At 72.2% G+C, this 18,623-nt stretch carries 13 protein-coding genes; 3 read left to right on the top strand and 10 right to left on the bottom strand.

The genetic code is table 11. The features are described 5' to 3' along the window. Positions 1 to 34 precede the first annotated feature (34 nt). The 5 genes from A6P39_RS06530 to A6P39_RS06510 all read right to left on the bottom strand — a co-directional run bounded on the left by A6P39_RS06530 (position 35) and on the right by A6P39_RS06510 (position 6,611). Positions 35 to 1,012 (bottom strand): hypothetical protein, encoded by a 978-nt coding sequence (locus tag A6P39_RS06530; RefSeq protein WP_067042364.1) that lies wholly within the window; start codon positions 1,010 to 1,012, stop codon positions 35 to 37. Between the two features lie 187 nt (positions 1,013 to 1,199). Further along, positions 1,200 to 1,661, bottom strand: coding sequence for a hypothetical protein (locus A6P39_RS06525; protein WP_067042361.1), 462 nt, complete (start codon positions 1,659 to 1,661; stop codon positions 1,200 to 1,202). A gap of 93 nt (positions 1,662 to 1,754) precedes the next feature. Then, the gene (locus tag A6P39_RS06520; RefSeq protein ID WP_067042358.1) at positions 1,755 to 2,531 is read right to left on the bottom strand and encodes a polysaccharide lyase family 7 protein; all 777 of its coding nucleotides are present in this window, start codon (positions 2,529 to 2,531) and stop codon (positions 1,755 to 1,757) included. A gap of 119 nt (positions 2,532 to 2,650) precedes the next feature. Then, entirely contained in the window at positions 2,651 to 3,859 is a 1,209-nt protein-coding gene (locus A6P39_RS06515; protein WP_067042355.1) for a carbohydrate-binding protein, read from the bottom strand. Between the two features lie 124 nt (positions 3,860 to 3,983). Continuing rightward, positions 3,984 to 6,611 carry a glycoside hydrolase family 31 protein gene (locus A6P39_RS06510; protein ID WP_067042352.1) on the bottom strand — a complete coding sequence of 876 codons (2,628 nt, stop codon included), beginning with the start codon at positions 6,609 to 6,611 and terminating at the stop codon, positions 3,984 to 3,986. A 378-nt stretch (positions 6,612 to 6,989) separates the two neighbouring features. On the opposite strand from A6P39_RS06510, the gene A6P39_RS06505 reads away from it, so the two are divergent. Both A6P39_RS06505 and A6P39_RS06500 read left to right on the top strand, forming a co-directional pair. After that, positions 6,990 to 8,138: a GNAT family N-acetyltransferase gene (locus A6P39_RS06505; RefSeq protein ID WP_067042349.1), complete on the top strand. Its 1,149-nt coding sequence runs from the start codon at positions 6,990 to 6,992 to the stop codon at positions 8,136 to 8,138. 106 nt (positions 8,139 to 8,244) lie between these two features. After that, entirely contained in the window at positions 8,245 to 10,881 is a 2,637-nt protein-coding gene (locus tag A6P39_RS06500) for a glycosyl hydrolase (protein WP_067042345.1), read from the top strand. Positions 10,882 to 10,941: 60 nt separating this feature from the next. On the opposite strand, the gene A6P39_RS06495 is transcribed toward A6P39_RS06500, so the two are convergent. From A6P39_RS06495 to A6P39_RS06475, 5 genes are all read right to left on the bottom strand, one after another. Continuing rightward, positions 10,942 to 11,694: an ABC transporter ATP-binding protein gene (locus A6P39_RS06495; RefSeq protein ID WP_067042342.1), complete on the bottom strand. Its 753-nt coding sequence runs from the start codon at positions 11,692 to 11,694 to the stop codon at positions 10,942 to 10,944. Positions 11,695 to 11,698: 4 nt separating this feature from the next. Next, positions 11,699 to 13,324 carry a benzoylformate decarboxylase gene (gene mdlC, locus A6P39_RS06490; protein ID WP_067042339.1) on the bottom strand — a complete coding sequence of 542 codons (1,626 nt, stop codon included), beginning with the start codon at positions 13,322 to 13,324 and terminating at the stop codon, positions 11,699 to 11,701. Beyond that, a complete protein-coding gene (locus A6P39_RS06485; RefSeq protein ID WP_267893293.1) occupies positions 13,321 to 15,096 on the bottom strand; it encodes an ABC transporter permease in 1,776 nt (591 codons plus the stop codon). The genes mdlC and A6P39_RS06485 overlap by 4 nt, the downstream gene beginning before the upstream one ends. Continuing rightward, complete coding sequence (locus A6P39_RS06480) at positions 15,093 to 16,061, bottom strand: ABC transporter substrate-binding protein (RefSeq protein ID WP_067042336.1); 969 nt, start codon at positions 16,059 to 16,061, stop codon at positions 15,093 to 15,095. The genes A6P39_RS06485 and A6P39_RS06480 overlap by 4 nt, the downstream gene beginning before the upstream one ends. An 84-nt stretch (positions 16,062 to 16,145) precedes the next feature. Next, the gene (locus A6P39_RS06475) at positions 16,146 to 17,153 is read right to left on the bottom strand and encodes a Ppx/GppA phosphatase family protein (protein ID WP_067042333.1); all 1,008 of its coding nucleotides are present in this window, start codon (positions 17,151 to 17,153) and stop codon (positions 16,146 to 16,148) included. Between the two features lie 227 nt (positions 17,154 to 17,380). Here A6P39_RS06475 and A6P39_RS06470 point away from each other — a divergent pair, with 227 nt between their 5' ends. Then, a complete protein-coding gene (locus A6P39_RS06470) occupies positions 17,381 to 18,562 on the top strand; it encodes an FAD-dependent oxidoreductase (RefSeq protein WP_234378797.1) in 1,182 nt (393 codons plus the stop codon). Positions 18,563 to 18,623: the final 61 nt, after the last annotated feature.

Below are 18,623 nucleotides of genomic sequence, written 5' to 3'. Positions count from 1 at the left end.
TCCGGTCGCGGCGCACGCTGCTGCTCGGGCGCGGCTACAGCCGGTCGCCGCGCTCCCGGAGCCGTGCGAGCAGCAGGTTCGGGTCCTCGCGCGTGACGTACGCGGCGCTCGGCACGTAGACGATCCGGCCGAGTACGGCGACCGAGGTCGGGTTGGACAGCCCGTCCCGCCGGCTGAGGGCGACCGTGCGCGATCCGTCGCGGCGCACCAGGACCACCTGGTTGCCCTTGTTCAGTGCGGCCACCACGGTGCGGCCGGACCCCGTGAAGGCGAAGTCGTCGATTCCGGCGAGACCCTTGGCCGGTGTTTCGGCCCGGGCCGCGGAACCGTCCGGGCCGATGGGGATGCGCAGCAGCGTCCCGCGGTCGGTGTTCGACACCCAGACGGCACCGCGGTGCACCTTGATGCCGTTGGCGCCGACCCCGCTCCCCGAGGGTGCGGTCAGTGGCTTCAGCACCGGGTCCTTGGCCCATGCCGTGGCGGGGCCGCCCTCCTGCGGGACGCGCCAGACGGTGCCGAGCACAGAGTCGGCCGCGTACAGCATGCCGTGGCGCTCGTCGAGGGCCAGGCCGTTGGGGTAGCCGTTCTTCGGCAACTGGGCGATCTGCTCGGGCTCCTCGCCGGGGGCGAGCCGCCAGATGCCCGTCTTGCCCGTGCCGGTCGCGTAGTTGACGTACAGCGTGCCGTCGTGGGCGCGGGCGATGCCGGTCACGAGGGCGCTGTGCACGAGCGGGGTGCCGGGGTGCGCGACGGCCGGCAGGGTCGTGCGGATGCGGATTTGCCCGTCGGGTGTGACGTGGGCGATCTGCCGGGCGTAGGCGAGGGTCAGGTCGGCGGAACCGTCGCTCTCGAGCGCGATGTTCTCGGGCGTCTGCCCGGCGGCCAGGCCGAAACGGGCGGCGATGCGGGCGTCGGTGACGACCGGTCCGGTGTCTGCGGGGGGTGCTGCCGCGATCAGGCCGAGCGCGAGCGCGGCCGTGGCGGCACCGGCCAGGCGGGGGAGTCGGGGCATGTGACCTCTCTCGGGACGGCGCACGTGCGCCGGCGTGCGGGGTCACACCAACATGCGGCTTTGCCCCTCGCCGTGGGCGGGTGCCGGGCCGCGGGGTCGCCCGCGCGGCCCAGCACCCGGCTCCGTACGCCGTGCGCCCGGGTGACGGCCATGAGCGGTCGTCACCCGGGGCGTCCGTCCCGGGGTGTCAGTCCCAGAGCGGGTAGTTCATGACCTGCTTGAAGGTGTCCGGCCGGGCCCCGGTGTAGGTCAGGCTCATGTTCGTGTAGCGGTCGAAGTACGGATGCTTCTGCCACGGCTTCGCGCCGCTGAGCCGGATGACGACCGGGTACGCGTGGAAGGTGCCGGCCGCGCAGTACGGTTTGCAGTCGTTGACCATGTTCACGCCCACGGCCTGTGCACCGTCCGGACCCCACTGGCTCCATCGGATCCCGCTGAGCCGGCTGTTTCCGTCGCCGCAGGCCAGGATGAAGTAGGACGGGCGGACGTTCCTGTGGAAGAAGCAGTCGACGAGCACGGGCTGTGCCGCGGTGGCTTTGACCGGTGCCGTGGCCGCGGTCGGCGGGCTGGCCGACGCCGTCGTCATCGCCGCTGTCAGCAGCGTTCCTGCCGTCAGGGCCACCGCCGTTCGCACCACTGATCCGCGCATGGTCGCTCCCACCGTTGTGCTGTGTCCGACCGCGTCCTCTCGACGCTACGACCGTACGGCCATTTGCACCACTCGCGCAGGTCGGGCCGCGTGTCAGCCGTGTTTGACGGTCAGGCCGTAGAACGCGACACGGGCGCCGTCGGTGGTGCTGTCGGAGGAGGACTGGTTGTAGGAGCCGGCCTTGAAGTACTGCTTGTACTGCTGGAAGGACGACGCGATGGGGTAGTGGGTGGTGGTGCCGGTCACGGTCAGGTCGATGGTGGTGCCGCCGGAGACCGCGATCGTATAGCTCCAGGTCCTGCCGATCGCGACATGGCCGACGGGGTGCGGGGTCTGGCCGCCGGACGGCGAGTCCTCGGTGCCGAGCACGATGTCGCCGTTCGCGTGGTAGTACAGCTCCAGCAGCGGCTTGGTGGACGAACCGCCGCTGCCGAGGTGGATCTGGCCCACGCACACGTTCTTCGTCACCGACACCACGCGCAGGGTCGCGCTCATCTTGTGCGCGCCGGACAGCGACCAGTCGGCGGCGCTGCCGTCGCGGTTCATCTCGCGCAACTCGGAGCGGGCGTAGTTGGAGTTCGGGGTGGTGACGCCCTTCTCCGGGGCCCAGAACGTCATGGCCCCGTCGCGGGTGTCGGTGTAGAAGTACGCGTCCTGGTAGCCGTTGGCGCCCTGGAGCCGGGACGACGGGATGGTGGTCGGGCTGCCGGGGGAGCCGACGGGCTCCTGCAGTTCCCACACGGACAGGTCGAAGTTGCCGCCGGGGGCGACATGCGGGTCGGCGGCGATCGCGCTGGGGCTGCCGAGCAGGGCGAGCGCGAGGGCGAGGCCCGCGGTGGCCGGCACCGTGAGGAGCCGTGATCGGGTCATGGGGGGTCCCTTCATCGCACCGGGATGCGTTCAGCGTTCAGCATGATGAACGCTGAACGCATCCTTGGTCGGTCGGTGACCCGAGAAGCTAGAGGTCTGAACCAAGTGCGTCAAGAGGTTCAGCAGGCTCCCTCGTCCTGCCACGGCCCCCACTGCGAGGCGCCGGGCACCTCGTTCTGGGTCCACCACTTGGCCTTCCAGTTGTGCTCGCCGTACGAGACCTCGTCCCCGGCCGTGTACACCGACGTCGCGCTCCAGGCGGTCTTGCACGAGGTGGGGGTGGGAGTCGGGGTCGGCGTCGGGGTGGGGGCCGGCGGGGTGACCCCGGCGAACTTCACCGAGTACTTGGCGAAGTCCCAGTCGTTCTGCGCCACGCTGGAGCACGTTCCGGACGTGCGGCCACCGTTGTCGGGCGGGGAGCACTGCCGGTCGCGGTTCAAGGACCAGAACGTGAAGCGGTCCATGTTGTGGCTCGTGGCGTAGTCCAGCACGGTCTGGAAGTCGGACTGGGTGAAGATCTCGCCCGAGTCGCTGCGGCCGTTCATGCCGGAGAAGCCCTCATGGGCGTACGCGGTCGCCTGGTCCCAGCCGAAGGTCGACTGCAGGATCGAGTTGAAGCTGGTCAGCGCGCTGGTCTGGCTCGCCGCCCCGTTGAAGCCGCCGTCGAACGGCATGATGGAGAAGTTGTTCGGGGTGAACCCCTGGGACTTGGCCTCCAGCAGCATCTGCTTGCCGAACCATCCGGTGCCGTCCGCGGTGCCGGCCGTCGTCACGGAGACGTACAGCCCCGGGTTGTTCTGCTGGAGGATCTTGGCCGCGCCGATCTCGTTGTGGATCGCCGCCGTGTTCTCGTACTCCGGCTCCTCCAGGTCGAAGTCGATGGCGTGCAGGCCGTACTTGGTGATGACCTGCTGGTACGCCGCCGCCGTGGACGCCGCGTCCGCGCAGGCCTGGCCGAGCTTCGTGCCGCCGTAGCCGCCGATGGAGACCGACACGTCCCCGCCCTTGCCGCGGATGGTGTTGATCATCGACTGTACGGCCGTGTCCGAGGAGACGGACGCGGTGCCGCCCCAGGTCGGCGAGCAGCCGCCGCCGTTGGGGGCGAGGACGAAGGCCAGCTGGAAGGCCTTGAGCCCGGTCGCGTCCATGATGGCGGACGGGTCCGGCGGGTTGTTGTCCAGCGGCATCAGATAGGGGGCCGCGGCGTACCAGCGGTTGCTCAGTGCGGTGGTCGCGCCCGAAGCGTTGCCCGCGACGAGCGCGGTCGTGCCGGCGGCGGCGAGGGTGACGGCCGCCGCCGCGCCCAGACATGCCCGAAGACGTCTCACTGCGTGCCTCCAGAGGGTGGGGGAGTCCCCGGAGCGGGGAGCCCCACCCTCTGGGAGCTGTTGCGGCCACGTCAATAAGTTGGACTAGACCAACGCTCACTTTGGACTAGACCATACGATTCCTTTACCTCCCGTCGACCAGCCGCACGGTGAACCCCCGGTCCAGCGGCAGGCTCGGTGTGGTGATGGTCGTGACATGCGTGCCGGCGTCGTACGACCAGGCGGAGGCGGGCAGTTGGCGCCCGTCGAGGAGCACCTGGCGGGGTGCCGGCTCCCCGTGCACGGTGAACCGGTAGGCGCGCTCGTCCACCTTGCCGGCATAGTCACCCCTGCTCGCGCCCGCGGAGACGGTCGTCCCGGTGCCGTCGCTGTGCACGGACACCCGCTGCGTGGCGGCGGCGCCCTGGGCGAAGCCGCGAGTCACCCCGTCGTCCTCGTACAGCGTGTAGCGACTCGTGCCGTGGCCCGCCGGATACAGGTCCCAGTCCAGCTCGTGGGAGTTGCGGGTCTGCCAACTCGTCGTCCCCTTGGGCCACATGGGCACGACGGCGCCCTCGCGCACGAACAGCGGCAGTGTGTCGAGCGGGGCGTGGTAGCCGTTGACCGTGGTCGGGCCCTGGTAGGTGCGGCCCGTCCAGTAGTCGGTCCAGGTGCCCTTCGGCAGGTAGATGCCGTCGCGGGTGTCGGAGTCCTGGTAGACCGGGGCGACGAGGAAGTCGGGCCCGGACAGGAACTCGTACTTCGCCTGATCGGACAGGGTGCCCGGGTCGTCCGGGTACTCCAGCCACAGCGGACGCACCGCGCCCACCCCGGTTTTCGCGGCCTCGGCGGACAGGGTGTACATGTACGGCAGCAGCCGCTCCTTCAACTGCAGGTACTTGCGGTTGATCGAGGTGTACGGCTCGCCGTCCAGCCAGGGCTGCTGGTCGGCGGGCTTCTTGGTGGTGAGGTCGGTGGCCCAGCCGTCCATGGTCATGATGGCCGGCAGGAACGCCTTCCACTGCAGGTCGCGGGCGTACATCTTGGCGTCGTGACGGTAGATGCTGCCCACGTCACCGGTGTTGTACGCGATACCGGACATCGTCGCCCCGGCGTACGTCGGGATCTGCCAGCGGATGTAGTCCCAGGACAGCTTCTGGTCGCCGCTCCACAGCACCCCGCAGCGCTGCGCGCCCGCCCAGGACACCGGCAGCCAGACGAAGCCGCGCGCGTCGCTGTTGTCCTCGATGCCCTTCTTGGCGGCGTCGCACGCGTCCAGCGCGAACTTGTAGCCGTTGCCGACCCAGGCCACGTCCAGTTTGGCCACCCGCTGGCCGGCCTTGACCTGGTCGGCGAGCTTGCCGATGCCGTCCTGGGTCCACAGCCCGAGCTGGGCGTGGTGGTCCTGGAGGCCCTTCGCGGTCTGCTCCAGGTTCTCGTACCCGCAGCCGTAGCCGTCGTTGACCAGCATCCAGCCGAGCGGCATCTGGTGCTCGGTGTAGCCGTCGGCGACCTTCAGCGCGTCCAGGGTGTGGCGCTCGCCCCGGTTGGCGTTGTGCAGGTAGCAGTCGGAGTCGCCGGGTTCGAGGCCGTACACCGGCGGCATGAACGGCTTGCCGACCAACGACGTGTACTTCGCGATGACTTGCTTGGCGTCACCGAGGAAGTAGTAGGCGTCCAGGCGCCGTTCCTGCTGGCCGGTGGTCACCGGCGAGCCGAAGGTGTACACGCCCGGCGCGAAGGTGTTGCGGAAGACGCCGTAGCCCGCGCTGGAGAGGTAGAACGGCTGGGAGTTGTTGTAGCCGCCCTCGTCCCAGTCGAAGCTGTTGGACACGTACATCGTCCGGTCGCGGTGCGAGAAGCTGCCGTTCTGCTCGCCGCCGCCGAAGAACTGCTCGTCCGCGCCGCGCGCCAGGCTCTGCCGCATCCCGCCGGTCGACCAGCGCAGCGGCTTGTCCTCCTGCCAGATCCGGGTGCGGTTGTCGGGCTTGTACAGGCCGAAGCGCAGGGGCTTCTTGTACACGCGCAGTACGGCCCCGGGGGAGCGGATGCCGTAGTAGCCGCCCGCGTCGAAGGACGAGGTGTGCCGCTGGAGGGCCGGCTGCTTGCGCACGATCGCGGTCCCCGCCGGGTCACCGAGGGAGCCGGACGGATCGGCCTGCAGCCTGAGCTGCCCGTCCGTCAGGAAGTCCGCGCGTGCCGTCAGCCGCCCGGCCGCGACGGTGTAGCTGCCGTCGCCGCCCGAGAAGGCGGTGAGGTCACCGGCGTCCGTGGTCGCGGGCAGATACGCGGTGCCCGTGAAGGAGCCGTCGTGCACGTCGTACGGCACGACCAGCACGTGGTACGTCCCCGACGCCCGCGGGATCACCGTCGCCTCGGGGTCGGCCGTACCGGCGCTGGACGCCACCTGCTTGCCCTGGTCGTCGTAGACGTACAGGTCGAAGTCGTCCGACGGGTTGGCCCACTTGACCGACAGCGGGACACCGCCCTCGGGGTTGTCGTTCCAGTAGCCGTCCGGCACCGAGACGGTCAGGTCGAAGCGGTCGCAGACCTTGTCGCCGGGATCGGTGCCGGCGGCCGGGCAGCTCTCGGTGCCGCCGCCGGTGCCCTTGGCGTAGACCGGGCTCTGCCAGCTGACGCTGCTGTGGGCGGAATCCAGTACGGCACCGCCGGTACCGGCCGCGTCGGCGGCCCGGGCGGGTGCCGGGGTGGCGAGCGCGGTCGCCGCCAGGGCGGTCGCCAGCCCCAGCGGCACCCAGGCCGGCCAGGGCACACGGTGTCGCGGTCGTCGCGGTCTTGGCACTCTTCGCACGGCGGAACAGCTCCCCTCGCAGCACTGCGGACTGACTGTTCTTGCGGAGTGTTGCTCGTACGCGCTCGAAACGAGCTTCAATTGAGCAACTTCACGCACGCAGACTCGAGGTTGACGCAGATTCATGTCAAGAGTGCGAACCCGTGGGACGGCCGGACACGATGAAGGCCGGCCGTCACCGATGTCCGCAGAACCATGGCGGACCTTCCGTCGCCTGAGGCACCCTTGAGGGTGTGCGTACTGTTTCGCGGCGTTTGAGCGGTCACGCACGGTGGGGACGCCAGACATCGGTACGAATGGCAGGACGCGCTCGGCGCGTCATGGGGGGAGCGGTCGCGCATGCGATCCATCAGTCGTGAGATCACCATCCACAGACCGGGCGAACTGACCTCTGAACTGCGCGCGGCCTGGCACCGCGCGATGGACGAGTCGCCGGAGTACGCCAACCCTTTTCTGGCACCGGAGTTCGCGGCCGGTGTCGGCCTCTTCAGAGGCGGGGCGCGGGTAGCGGTCCTGCGTGAGGGCGGGGCGCCGGCCGGCTTCTTCGCATACGAGCGCGGGCCGCTCGGCACCGGCCGCGCCATCGGGCTCGGACTGTCCGACTGCCAGGCCCTCGTGCACCGGCCCGGCCTCACCTGGGACGCCGGGGAACTGCTGCGGGCCTGCGGGCTCAGCATCTTCGAGTTCGACCATCTCGTCCAGGAGCAGCGGCCGTTCGCGCCGTACGTCACCGGGACCTTCGCCTCCCCGGTGATCGATGTGAAGCCGGGCGACGGCGGCTACCCGGAGTGGCTGCGGGCCACCTACCCGGGGCTGGCCAAGACGACGCTGAAGAAGGAACGGCGGCTCGGCCGGGACGTCGGCGAGGTGCGGTTCGTGTTCGACGAACGCGACCCGGAAATGCTGCACACCCTCATGCGCTGGAAGTCCGCGCAGTACCGCAGGACCGGCCGGATGGACCGGTTCTCCCGGCCGTGGATCGTCGCCCTGACCGACCACCTCTTCCGTGTCCGTGAAGAGCACTTCACCGGCGTGCTGTCCGTGCTGTACGCGGGCGACCGGCCGGTGGCCGCCCACTTCGGGCCCCGCTCGAGCACCGTACTGGCGGCCTGGTTCACCGCCTATGATCCCGAACTGCACTACTACTCCCCGGGGTTGATGATGCACCTGCGGACCGCCGAGGGGGCTGCCCGGGCCGGGGTGACCCTGGTGGACCTGGGCCGGGGTGACAAGGAGTACAAGGACTGGCTCAAGACCCGCGAACTGCGGGTGGGCGAGGGCTTCGCCGCCCGTGCCCACCCGGTGGCCCTGGCCCAGCGGCTGTGGCGCAGACCGATCCGTGGCCTGCGCAACACGGTGCTGGCCCACCCCGGGCTGCGTGATCCGGCCGACCAGCTGCTCAAGACGGTGGGCAGGTTCCGTGCCCGGGGCGCCGTCTCCCGGGCCGCATCCCCGGCCGGTCGGCACGATCGCCTGCCGGAACAGTAGTTACTGACAGGTTCTCGTCAAATTTTGGCCAAGCGGCGGACGTCTTCGTGTGTGCGTGGTCGGGTCTCCTGCGTCGGCAGTGTCGATGCCTTCAAGGAGGCCACTGGTGTCCGTGCCAACCCGAAGAAGACGGTGGTTCACCGTCTGCGCACTCACCGCGTCCGCCGCGCTGGTCGCGATCCCGCCGTCCACCGCGTCCGGGCGCTCGCCGAGCCCCTTCGGTGTCCGCGTCCTCGGCCACCTGGCCAAGGAGCGCGAGCAGTCGGTGGGCGTCATGTCCCCGCACGAGGCGGGCGGCGACGGCGGCAACGAGGCGGACGAGATCGCCGAGGGCGCCGACCAGTACGCCGAGGCCCGCACCTCGCCCGGCGTCGTCGCACCGGGCGCGTACGGCGCGGCATGGAACGACCTCACGAACCTCCCTGGCACGGGCGGCAGTTGGCACAACATCACCGACCTGCCGTACAACTCCGACGACCCGCGCTACCGCGACCTCGACTCCAACTCCAGCGGCGGATCCGGCGACGTCACCGGCCGGATGGCCGCCCTCGCCGCCGACGACGACGGCTACGTCTACGCGGGCAGCGCCGGCGGCGGCGTCTGGCGCTCGCGCAGCGGAGGCGGCCACTGGCAGCCCATCAGCGACCGGCTGCCCGCCCAGTCCACCGGCGCCCTCGCGCTCGACGGCGCGGGCCGGCTGTGGCTGGGCACCGGCGAGGCCACCACCAACGCCGACGCCTACCTCGGCAGCGGCGTCTACGTCCTGGACCACCCCCACCACGGCACCTTCTCGCCGCGCCGCCGGGTCGGCGGTGACGAGCTGGAGAGCACCACCATCCATGAGCTGCGCTTCGCCGGCGGCAAGGTGTGGGCGGCCACCGGCAAGGGCGTGTGGAGCCACTCCACACGGCAGCTGAGCGGCCCCTGGAAGCTGGAGTTCGCACCCAACCCCGAGTATCTGCCCGGCGGTTCGAAGGCCGACGACCCGAGCGCCCCGTACAAGAACATCGCCAACGACATCGCCGTCGACCCCAAGGACCCGTCCAAGGTGGTCCTGGCCGTCGGCTGGCGCAGCGGCGACACGTACAACGGCTTCTACACCCAGGTGCGCGGCACCTGGACGCGGATCACCAGCGGCCTCGGTGACCTGCCGGCCGACGCGGACAACGTCGGCAACGTCACCTTCGCCCGCTCCGCCGACGGATCGCGCTACTACGCCATCGACCAGTCCCCGCAGCAGCTCAGCACCAATCCCGACAGCGGCCTGGAAGGCATCTACGTGTCCAAGTCCGGCTCCCCGACCGGCCCCTGGACGAAGATCGCCGACTACAAGGGTCTGGCGGCCGACAACTCGGCGCTGACGACGGCCGGTTACATGCCCGGCGTCCAGGCCTGGTACAACCAGTTCCTCGCCGTCGACCCGGCCGACCCGCAGCATGTGTACGCCGGTCTCGAAGAGGTCTACGAGACCAAGGACGGCGGCACCACCTGGTCGACCGTCGGCCCGTACTGGAACTTCCCCTTCTCCTGCTGGAGCATCGACCCCGCCAAGCAGACCGGCGACTGCCACCAGACCACGCACTCCGACCAGCACGGCGTCGCCATCGGCAGCTACCACGGCGCGTCCTACGTCTACGTCGGCAACGACGGCGGCGTCTACAAGCGCCCGGTGAACGGCACCCAGGACACCTCCGGCCACGCCACCGACTGGACCTCCCTCAACGACGGCACCATCGACACCCTGCAGTACTACTCGGTCGGCATCGGCAAGGACCTCGAGCACGGCGGGGTGTCCGTCACCGGCGGCCTCCAGGACAACGGCCAGTCCGTCCTGCGCGGCAACGACACCGTGATGGGCTCCAACTTCGGCGGCGACGGCGGTGACACGCTCACCGATCCCGCCAACGGGTGCGACATCGCCCAGGAGTACGTCTACCTCGCCGTCCAGGTCACCCAGAACTGCGCGGTGAACAACGGCAGTTGGGCCACCGATCCGAGCAAGGCCACCTCGTACTCGGTCGCCCCGCCCGACAACGCCACCAGCGAGGCACGCTTCATCGCCCCGCTCACCACGGACCTGAAGAGCGGCAGCACCTGGATCGCCGGCGGCCGCCACATCTGGGTCCAGACCCACGGCTACGCCATCCGCAGCGGCTCCGAGTGGACCAGCGTGCACGACTTCGGCGCGGGCAGGGTCGCGACCGCCGTCGCCGCCTCCGGCGGGAAGATCTACGCCGCCTGGTGCGGCCCCTGCAACAACCAGGGCTTCGCCCGTGGCATCGCCGTGGGCAACGCGGACGGCACCGGCTGGCACGACATCAACCTGCCCGTCGACGGCACCGTGCCGAACCGCTACCTGAGCGGCTTCGCCGTCGACCCGGCAAACGCCGACCACGTCTTCCTCACGGTCAGCGGCTTCTCCCGGAACTGGACCGAGGGCCCCGGCGCGGGCGTCGGCCATGTCTTCGAGTCCACCGACGGCGGCACGACCTGGAAGGACGTCTCGGCCGGCCTGCCCGACGTGCCGGCCGACTCCGCGCTGCTGACGGCCGGCGGCGGCCTCGCCGTCGCCACCGACCTGGGCGTCGTCTACCGCGCGCCGGGCCGCACCGACTGGCAGCGGATCGGCACCCTGCCGGCGGTCGCCGTCCTCCAGCTCAAGGCGAGCCCCGACGGCAGCACGCTGTACGCCGCCACCCACGGCCGCGGGATCTACACCGTGAAGGTGCGCGACCTGCGGTGAACGACAGGGGTGACCCCCGAGGTCCGGGGGTCACCCCTTCACCCCCTCACCCCTCACCCCTCACCCTTCTTCCCGAACGGCCCGGCCCACCTGCGTGCGCAGCGCCACGAAACCGGGCAGGCTCCGCGTGGTGAGCTGGTCCCGGGCGGCGGGCAGGCCGACCGGCAGGTCCCGGACGACGCGGGAGCCGGGCCCGCGGGAGAGGACCACGACGCGGTCGCCGACGTACACGCTCTCGTCGATGTCATGCGTGACGAACACGATCGTCGTGCCGTCGGCCCGGTGCACCTGAAGGAGCAGGTCCTCCAGGTCCTCGCGGGTGCGGGCGTCCAGGGACCCGAACGGCTCGTCCATCAGCAGCAGGGAGGGACGGCAGACCAGGGCGCGGGCGATGGCGACGCGCTGTTGCATCCCGCCCGACAGCTCGTGGGGACGACGCCGTCCGGCGCCGGGCAGGCCGACGCGCTCCAGCATCTCCTCGGCCTCGGCCCGGCGCGCGGCCCGTCGAAGACCGAGGCGGCGCAGCGGCAGCGCCACGTTGTCGCGGACGGTGAGCCAGGGCAGCAGCGAGCGGCCGTACTCCTGGAAGACCACCGCGAGCCGCTCGGGGACGCCGGTCACCGGGCTGCCGTCCACCGTGACCGTGCCCTGCTGTGCCGGCAGCAGCCCGGCGATGGTGCGCAGCAGCGTGGACTTGCCGCAGCCGGACGGCCCGACGACGCACAGGAGTTGACCGTCGGGCACGGTGAGGCTGATGCCGTCCAGGACGTGCTGGTCGCCGAAGTGGCGGCTGACCGAGTCGAGGCGCAGCATCCCCTCACCCGGCCCAGGGCTCGTACAGGGTGCCCGCGCTGCCGGTGACCCGCAGGTGCAGCAGGAACGGGCCCGCCTCGTCGCCCCGGCCCAGCGCGTGGTCCAGGGCGGCCGGCAGGTCGCCGGGGTCCTCGGCGCGGGCCGCCGGGCAGCCGAAGGACTGCGCGAGGGCCGCGAAGTCGATGCCGGTGATGTCCGTGCCGGGGACGGGCGCGACGCCGATGCGCCGGCCCAGTGCGCGCACCGCGGCGTAACCGCCGTTGTCCAGCAGGACGTAGGTGACCGGGGCCGCGTGCCGGGCCGCGCTCCACAGCGCCTGCACCGAGTACAGCGCCGAGCCGTCGCCGACCACGCACACCACCCGGCGCCGGTCGGCGAGGGCCCGGCCGGCCGCGAGCGGCAGACCCCAGCCGAGCGCGCCGCTGCCGGTGGTGAGGAAGCCGCCGTCCCGTACGACGGGCACGCGTGCGTGCAGCGCGTCACGGTGGCTCGGCGCCTCCTCGACGAGCACCCGGTCGCGCGGCAGCCGGGCATGCAGGAGGTCGAAGAGGAGTTCCGGGGTGATGTGCGCCCCGGCCTGCTCCCGGGCCCGGCCCGGGGCGGGGGCCGGCCGGGCCGGCGGCGGATCCCGGTCGGGTTTGTCCACCAGTTCCGCGAGCCGGGCCAGCGCGGGGCGCAGGGTGGTGACGATGCTGGTGCCGACGGGCAGCCAGGCGGCCTGGCCGGGGTCGCAGTCCAGGTGGAACAGCTCGGTGCCGGGCGCCAGCGGCGGGCCGTCGTCCGGCACGTGATACGTGAACACCGGTGTGCCGAGGGCCACCACCACGTCGTACGGCGCCAGGCGCGCGGCCAGTTGACGGGCGACCGGCGGCAGGAAGCCCTGGAACAGCGGATGCGACTCGGGGAACCCGGAGCGGCCGGAGAGCGGGCTGATCCACACCGCGGCCCGCAGCCGTTCGGCAAGCGCCCGCACCTGCTCCAGCGCCCCCTCGTCGTCCACACCCGGGCCGACCACGAGCGCCGGGCGGGCACAGGAGTCCAGCCGGGCGGCGAGCGCGCCGAGGGCGTCCGGGGCGGCCGTGAACGCCGAGTGCACCGTGCGGGGCGCGACCGGCTCGGCGGGCCGGTCCCAGTCGTCCTCGGGCACGGACACGAACACCGGTCCGCGCGGGTGGGTCATCGCGGTCCGGTACGCCTCGGCGAGCACGGCCGGCACGTCCTCGGCGCGCTCCGGCTGGCGGGCGGACTTCACGTACGGGCGCGGGAACAGGGCCGGTTCGTCGGCGCCGAGGAACGGCCGCAACTGGAGCAGCGAACGCGCCTGCTGGCCCGCCACGATCACCAGGGGCACCCGGTCGCGGTAGGCGTTGAACACCGCGCCGAGCGAGTGCCCCACGCCGCCGGCCGAGTGCAGGCTGACGAACGCGGCGCGCCGGGTGCCCAGGGCGTATCCGGCCGCCATGGCGACGGCGACGGACTCCTGCAGAGCGAGCACATAGGTGAAGTCGTCCGGCCAGTTGCGGAACATGCGCAGCTCGGTGGAGCCGGGATTGCCGAAGACGGTGGTCGTCCCGGCATCCCGCAGGAACCGTACGACCGCCTCCCGGACCGTGACCGTGGTCGTCGTCATGCCGTTCTCCCCGCTGGGGTCCTCGGGCCGGCGAGCCGTTTCTCGACCGCCAGCAGACCGGTGTTGAGCAGAAAGCCGAGCGCGCCGAGCAGCGCCATCGCCGCCCATACGGTGAGCAGGTCGGAGCGCGTCTGGGCGTCGGTCAGGGTGAAGCCGATGCCGTTGTCGCTGCCCGGCAGCAGCTCCGAGAACACCATCAGGATCAGGGACAGCGACAGGCTGAGCCGCAGCCCCGCGAAGATCCGGGGCAGCGCCGAGGGCAGGATCAGGAACCACAGCCGCTCGGGCGCGGTGAGCCGCAGTACCGCCGCCACCTCGATCCGCAGCGGATCGGTGGCGCGGGCACCCTCGGCCGAGTTGATCAGCACCGGCCAGACGGCACTGAACGCGATCGACGCGACCTGCATGGGCGTACCGAAGTCGAAGAGGACGACGAACACCGGCACGAGCGCGGGCGGCGGTACGGCCCGTGCGAACTGGAACACCGGGTTGCACAGCGCGTACACCCACCGTGAGCGTCCCACCGCGATCCCGAGGCTCACCCCGGCGACGGCGGCGATCCCGAACCCGGCCGCCATCCGGCCCAGGCTGGGCACGATCGTGTCACGGGCCGCCCCGGTGAGGAACAGATGCCGCACCGGCCCCGAGAACCACAGCTCCCGGACGTGCCGGACGATCCGCAACGGCGGCGGGAAGTACACGCTGTCCTGCGCACGAGCGGCCAACTCCCAGCTCCCGACGGCAACGAGCAGCACCGCCCAGGGCAGGAGGAAGGGAACCACGGTGTCCCGGCTCTCCCGCTGAGCCCCGGCTTTCCCCGCCCGCCGCCCCGGGCTCTGCGGCCCGGCCCCGGCCGCCCTGTGCGGTCCCGCCGCGCCGCTGCGCCGCTCCCGGTCCTCACTCGGAGCCCGTCCCGCCGGCGGGGCCTGCCCTTCCTGCGGGGCCCGGCGCTCCTCCCGCCGAGCCGCACCCCCCGCCCGCTCCTTCCCGGACTCCCGCTCCCCGCCCCCGGTTTCCCGCGCCCAGGCGAACAACCGCCGTTCCGCACCGACCAGTACGCCGTTGACGGCCAGCCCGAGGCAGCCCGCCCACACCACGCCGGCCAGGACGTCCCGCGTGCCGTCCGGGTCGGTCTGGGCCTGGGCGATGAAGATGCCGAGGCCCTGGCCGAAGCCGGAGAGGATCTCGGTGGCGACGGCCAGGATCAGGGCGACCGCGGCGGAGATCCGGATGCCCGCGGCGATGAACGGGGCGGTGCTCGGCAGCTCCACCCGCAGCAGTACCGCGAGCCGCCCGAAGCCGAACGCGCGCAGGGTGTCCTTGGCCATCGGGTCGGTCTCGCCGAGACCGTAGACCGTGTTGAACAGCACCGGCCAGAGCGACGCGTACGCGATCAGCGTGACCTCGGTCTCCGTGCCCGACCCGAGCAGCAGCGACACCAGCGGGATCAGCGCGACCGAGGGCAGGGGCCGCAGGAACTCGACGACCGCGCGTACGGCGGCCTCCACCACCGGCACCGCGCCCAGCAACAGCCCCAGCGGCACGGCGATCGCGCAGGCCAGGCCAAGGCCCAGCGCCCACGCCCGCAGGGTCACCGCGATCCCGTCGAGGAAGGCCCGGTCCCCTGCCAACTCCACGCAGCGGGCGAGGACTTCGGATGCGGGCGGCAGATACGCGCGTCGTACGATCCCGGCCCGGGAGACCGCCTCGCACACCCCGAAGGCCGCCGCCGCGCCGAGGAGACCGAGCAGGACGTCCTGGCGTCGCGTCATGTCACCAGCAGCGGCGCCGGATCGATGTCCTTGTTCAGCATTCCCTGCTGACGCATGAGCTGGACCAGCCTGCGCAGTGCGGCCGCGTCGGCGGTGGCCGGATAGGCGGGCAGATGGAGCGACTTGACCTGCGCCGCGCTCACCTTGGCGTACTTCGGCAGCTCCGTGCGTACCGCGTCCGGATCCCCGGCGGCGAGCCTCGACGCCGCCTCGATGGCGCGGCGGAAGCCCGCGGCGGCCTTCGGGTTCTTCCGGACGAAGTCACGCGTGGTGACGTATCCGCTGGCCGGAAGGCCCTGTGCCGGTCCCGATCCGCCGTCCAGCAGCACCCGCGCGCCCACCTGCCCCTGGATCGCGGAGTCGAAGGGCTCGACCGCGTGGACGGCGTCCACCTGGCCCTTCTCCAGGGCGGGGCCCATCTGCGGGAACAGGATCTGCCGGTAGACGGGCCGCCCGGCGCCCTGGGCGTCGAGGATCGCGTTCAGGGTGAGGGACTGGATGTTGTTGAGGACGGCGACGGCGACCTTCCGGCCCGCCAGGTCGCGGGGTGACTTCAGCGCCGAGTCCCTGGGCACGAGCACGTCCATCATGTGCGGGGCGATCCGGACGCCCTCGGCGAGGATGCGCAGGTCGAGGGTGCCCTTCTCGTACGCCTGGAGGTAGGTGACGTAGTTCGCGCTCGCGATCACGTCCACCTGGCCCTTGAGCAGTGCGGGCAGCGCCTGGATGCTCTGCTGCACGGGCTGGATGCGCACGTCCAGGCCCTCCTTGGCGAACAGTCCCCGGTCCCGCGCGAGATAGAGCGCGGCCGAGTCGGTGAGCGGCAGCGCCGCCACGGTCAGCTGCTGCCGCCCGTCCCCGGGGTGCGACGACCCGCCGCTGCCGCAGCCCGCCAGGACCAGTGCCGCCGCGGCGACGAGGGCGGCGAGCCGTTTCGTTCCCGATCGTGATCGACGTAATGCCATACGGGCATGCTCCCCCCGATTTGTCATGATCGCTACAGGCTGGGGCGGGGTTTCCCGTCGTGGGACATGCCCGAAGGCCCCGGGCTACGCCGGCGGGCCCGCGATGCGCAGCGTCGCCCCGGGCGACGGGCCCGTGCCGTCGGCGGCGCCGGTGACGTCCGTCCACCAGTCCGCGCCCTCCTCGAGGTAGCGGAGCAGAACCCCCTCGCGGATCGCCCACGGGCACACGACGGCCCCGCGCAGCCCCATGAGCTTGAGCGCCGTGTGCCCCACGACCGCCCCGGCCAGGCTCTGCTCGGCGCGCGGCGCGGAGATGCCGGGCAGCTGGGCGCGCTCGGCGGCGGGCAGCGCGGCCAGTGTGCGCACCGCCTCACGCAAATCCGCGCAGCCCATCTCCCGCTGCACGAACGGACCGTAGCGCCCCGGCGCCGCCCCGCACAGCCGGGCCAGCTGCTGGAACGTACGAGAGCTGACCGCGGCGGTGCGCGGCGCCTCCCAGCGGATCCGCGCGGCCACGTCCCGCAGTTCATGCCGGATCCGGCGGCGCAGCTCCTTCAGCTCGGCCGGACCCGGCGGGTCCTGGACGCGGAGGTGTTCCCGGGTGAGCCGGGCGGCGCCGAGCGGGAGGGAGGCGGCGAAGTCGGGCAGCCGGCCCCGGCCGAAGGCCACCTCGAGCGAGCCGCCGCCGATGTCGAGCAGCGCGAGGGGGCCCGCGTGCCAGCCGAGCCACCGGCGCGCCGCCAGAAAGGTCAGCTCGGCCTCGGTCTCGCCCGGCAGGGTGCACATCCGGATGCCGGTCCCGCACGCCACCCGCCGCAGCACCTCCTGCCGGTTCGGGGCGCCGCGGACCACCGCCGTCGCGAAGGCCAGCGGCCCGGCCGCATGCCAGCGCCGGGCGGTGGCCCCGGCCGCGGCCACCGCCGTCACCAAAGTCTCCACCGCCTCGTCGGAGATGGTGCCGTCCGGCCCGACGTGTTCGGACAGGCGCAGCTTCCACTTCACGGTGTGCACCGGCAGCGGAACGCCCCCCTCCACGTCCGCGATCACCAACCGGACCGTGTTCGACCCCGCATCCACCACGCTCACCCGCATGGCCGGGACGTACCCACTTCCCCGTCAAAAACCCGTCGCACAGGGGGGCGCTCGTGCGCACGGCACCGCTCGGCGTGCCGGCGACGGCTCGCGGGGCGGTCGCAGGCGGACGAGAGGCTGGTTACTCGATCGGAGCGGATCCTGTCCGGATCCCGCCTCCGGCCTCCCACGGAGCCCCGCCCTGCCCTTAGATGGTCACGACCACTGTCGGAGCGGGGAGCGGGCACTTGAGCGGGACGGACGTGACGAAGGTACTGGTGATCGGTGGGGGCATCGCGGGGACCGCCGCCGCGCTCGGGCTGCACAAGGCCGGGTACGACGTCGCCGTGTGCGAGGCGCACCCCGGCACGGCGGCGGACATCGGCGCCTTTCTGACCCTGGGTAGCAACGGCATGCGCGCCCTGGCCCAGCTCGGCGCCACGGACGCGGTCACGGCGGCGGGCTTTGCGCTGACCTCGATCCGGCTGCTCGACGGCCAGGGCACCGAGCAGGCGCGCGGTCCGCTCGGCGAGGTGGCCGACCCCGCCCTGCACTACCGGTGCCTGCGCCGCGGCGAGCTGAACGCGGCGCTCCAGCGCGAGGCGGCCCGGCGCGGCATCCCGGTGCGCCACGGTCTCCGGCTGGCCGAGGTCAGCGACGGCCCGGACGGCGTCGCCGCGCACTTCGCCGACGGCACCACCGCCGACGCGGACCTCCTCCTCGGCGCCGACGGCCTCAACTCCACCGTGCGCACGCTCCTCTTCCCCGGGGCCCGGCCCGGTTACGCGGGCCAGCGGATCTACTACGGCTACAGCGACGCGGCTCCCGACGGGGTTCCGGCCGGCCTCATCACCTTCGTGCGGGGCGGCGAGTCCACCTTCGGGTACGCGGTGTCGCCGGCGGGGGAGACGTACTGGTTCGCCCGCGTGGACACCGAGGCCCTGCCCGCCGCCGGGACCGCGTACGAAGTCGACCGGCGCGAAGAACTGCTGCCGCTGCTGCGCAAGGACTCCACCCCGGCCGCGGACATCGTCGCCGCCTCCCGCGGCTCGGTCCTCGCCACCGACGCCACCGACCTGCCGCTCGGCACCGCGTGGCACTCGGGCCGCATGCTGCTCATCGGCGACGCGGCCCACGCCGCCTCCCCGGCGACCGGCCAGGGCGCCTCCATGGCACTGGAGGACGCCGTGGTCCTCGCCAAGGCGCTGCGCGACCTGCCCGACGTGCCCACCGCGTTCGCCGCCTACGAGCGGCACCGCCGCCCGCGGGTGGAGCGCAACATCGCCGTCAGCGGCGGCATTTCCCGCGCCGGCCACGGCTCGGCCCGGCCGGGCCGAGCCGTGGCCCGCCCCGCCGAGCCGGACGAGGCGCTCATCCGCCAACTGGCCTGGGACAGCCCGCTGCCCGCCGCCCCGCCCGAGGAGCCCTGACCGGCCGGCTCACCGACCCGGGCGCGCGCTGCCGTTCGCGAAAGTGCAAGAGGGGGCGCAC

Source organism: Streptomyces sp. FXJ1.172 (assembly GCF_001636945.3).
Lineage (GTDB): Bacteria > Actinomycetota > Actinomycetes > Streptomycetales > Streptomycetaceae > Streptomyces.
This window is presented reverse-complemented; position numbering and strand designations above follow the sequence as displayed.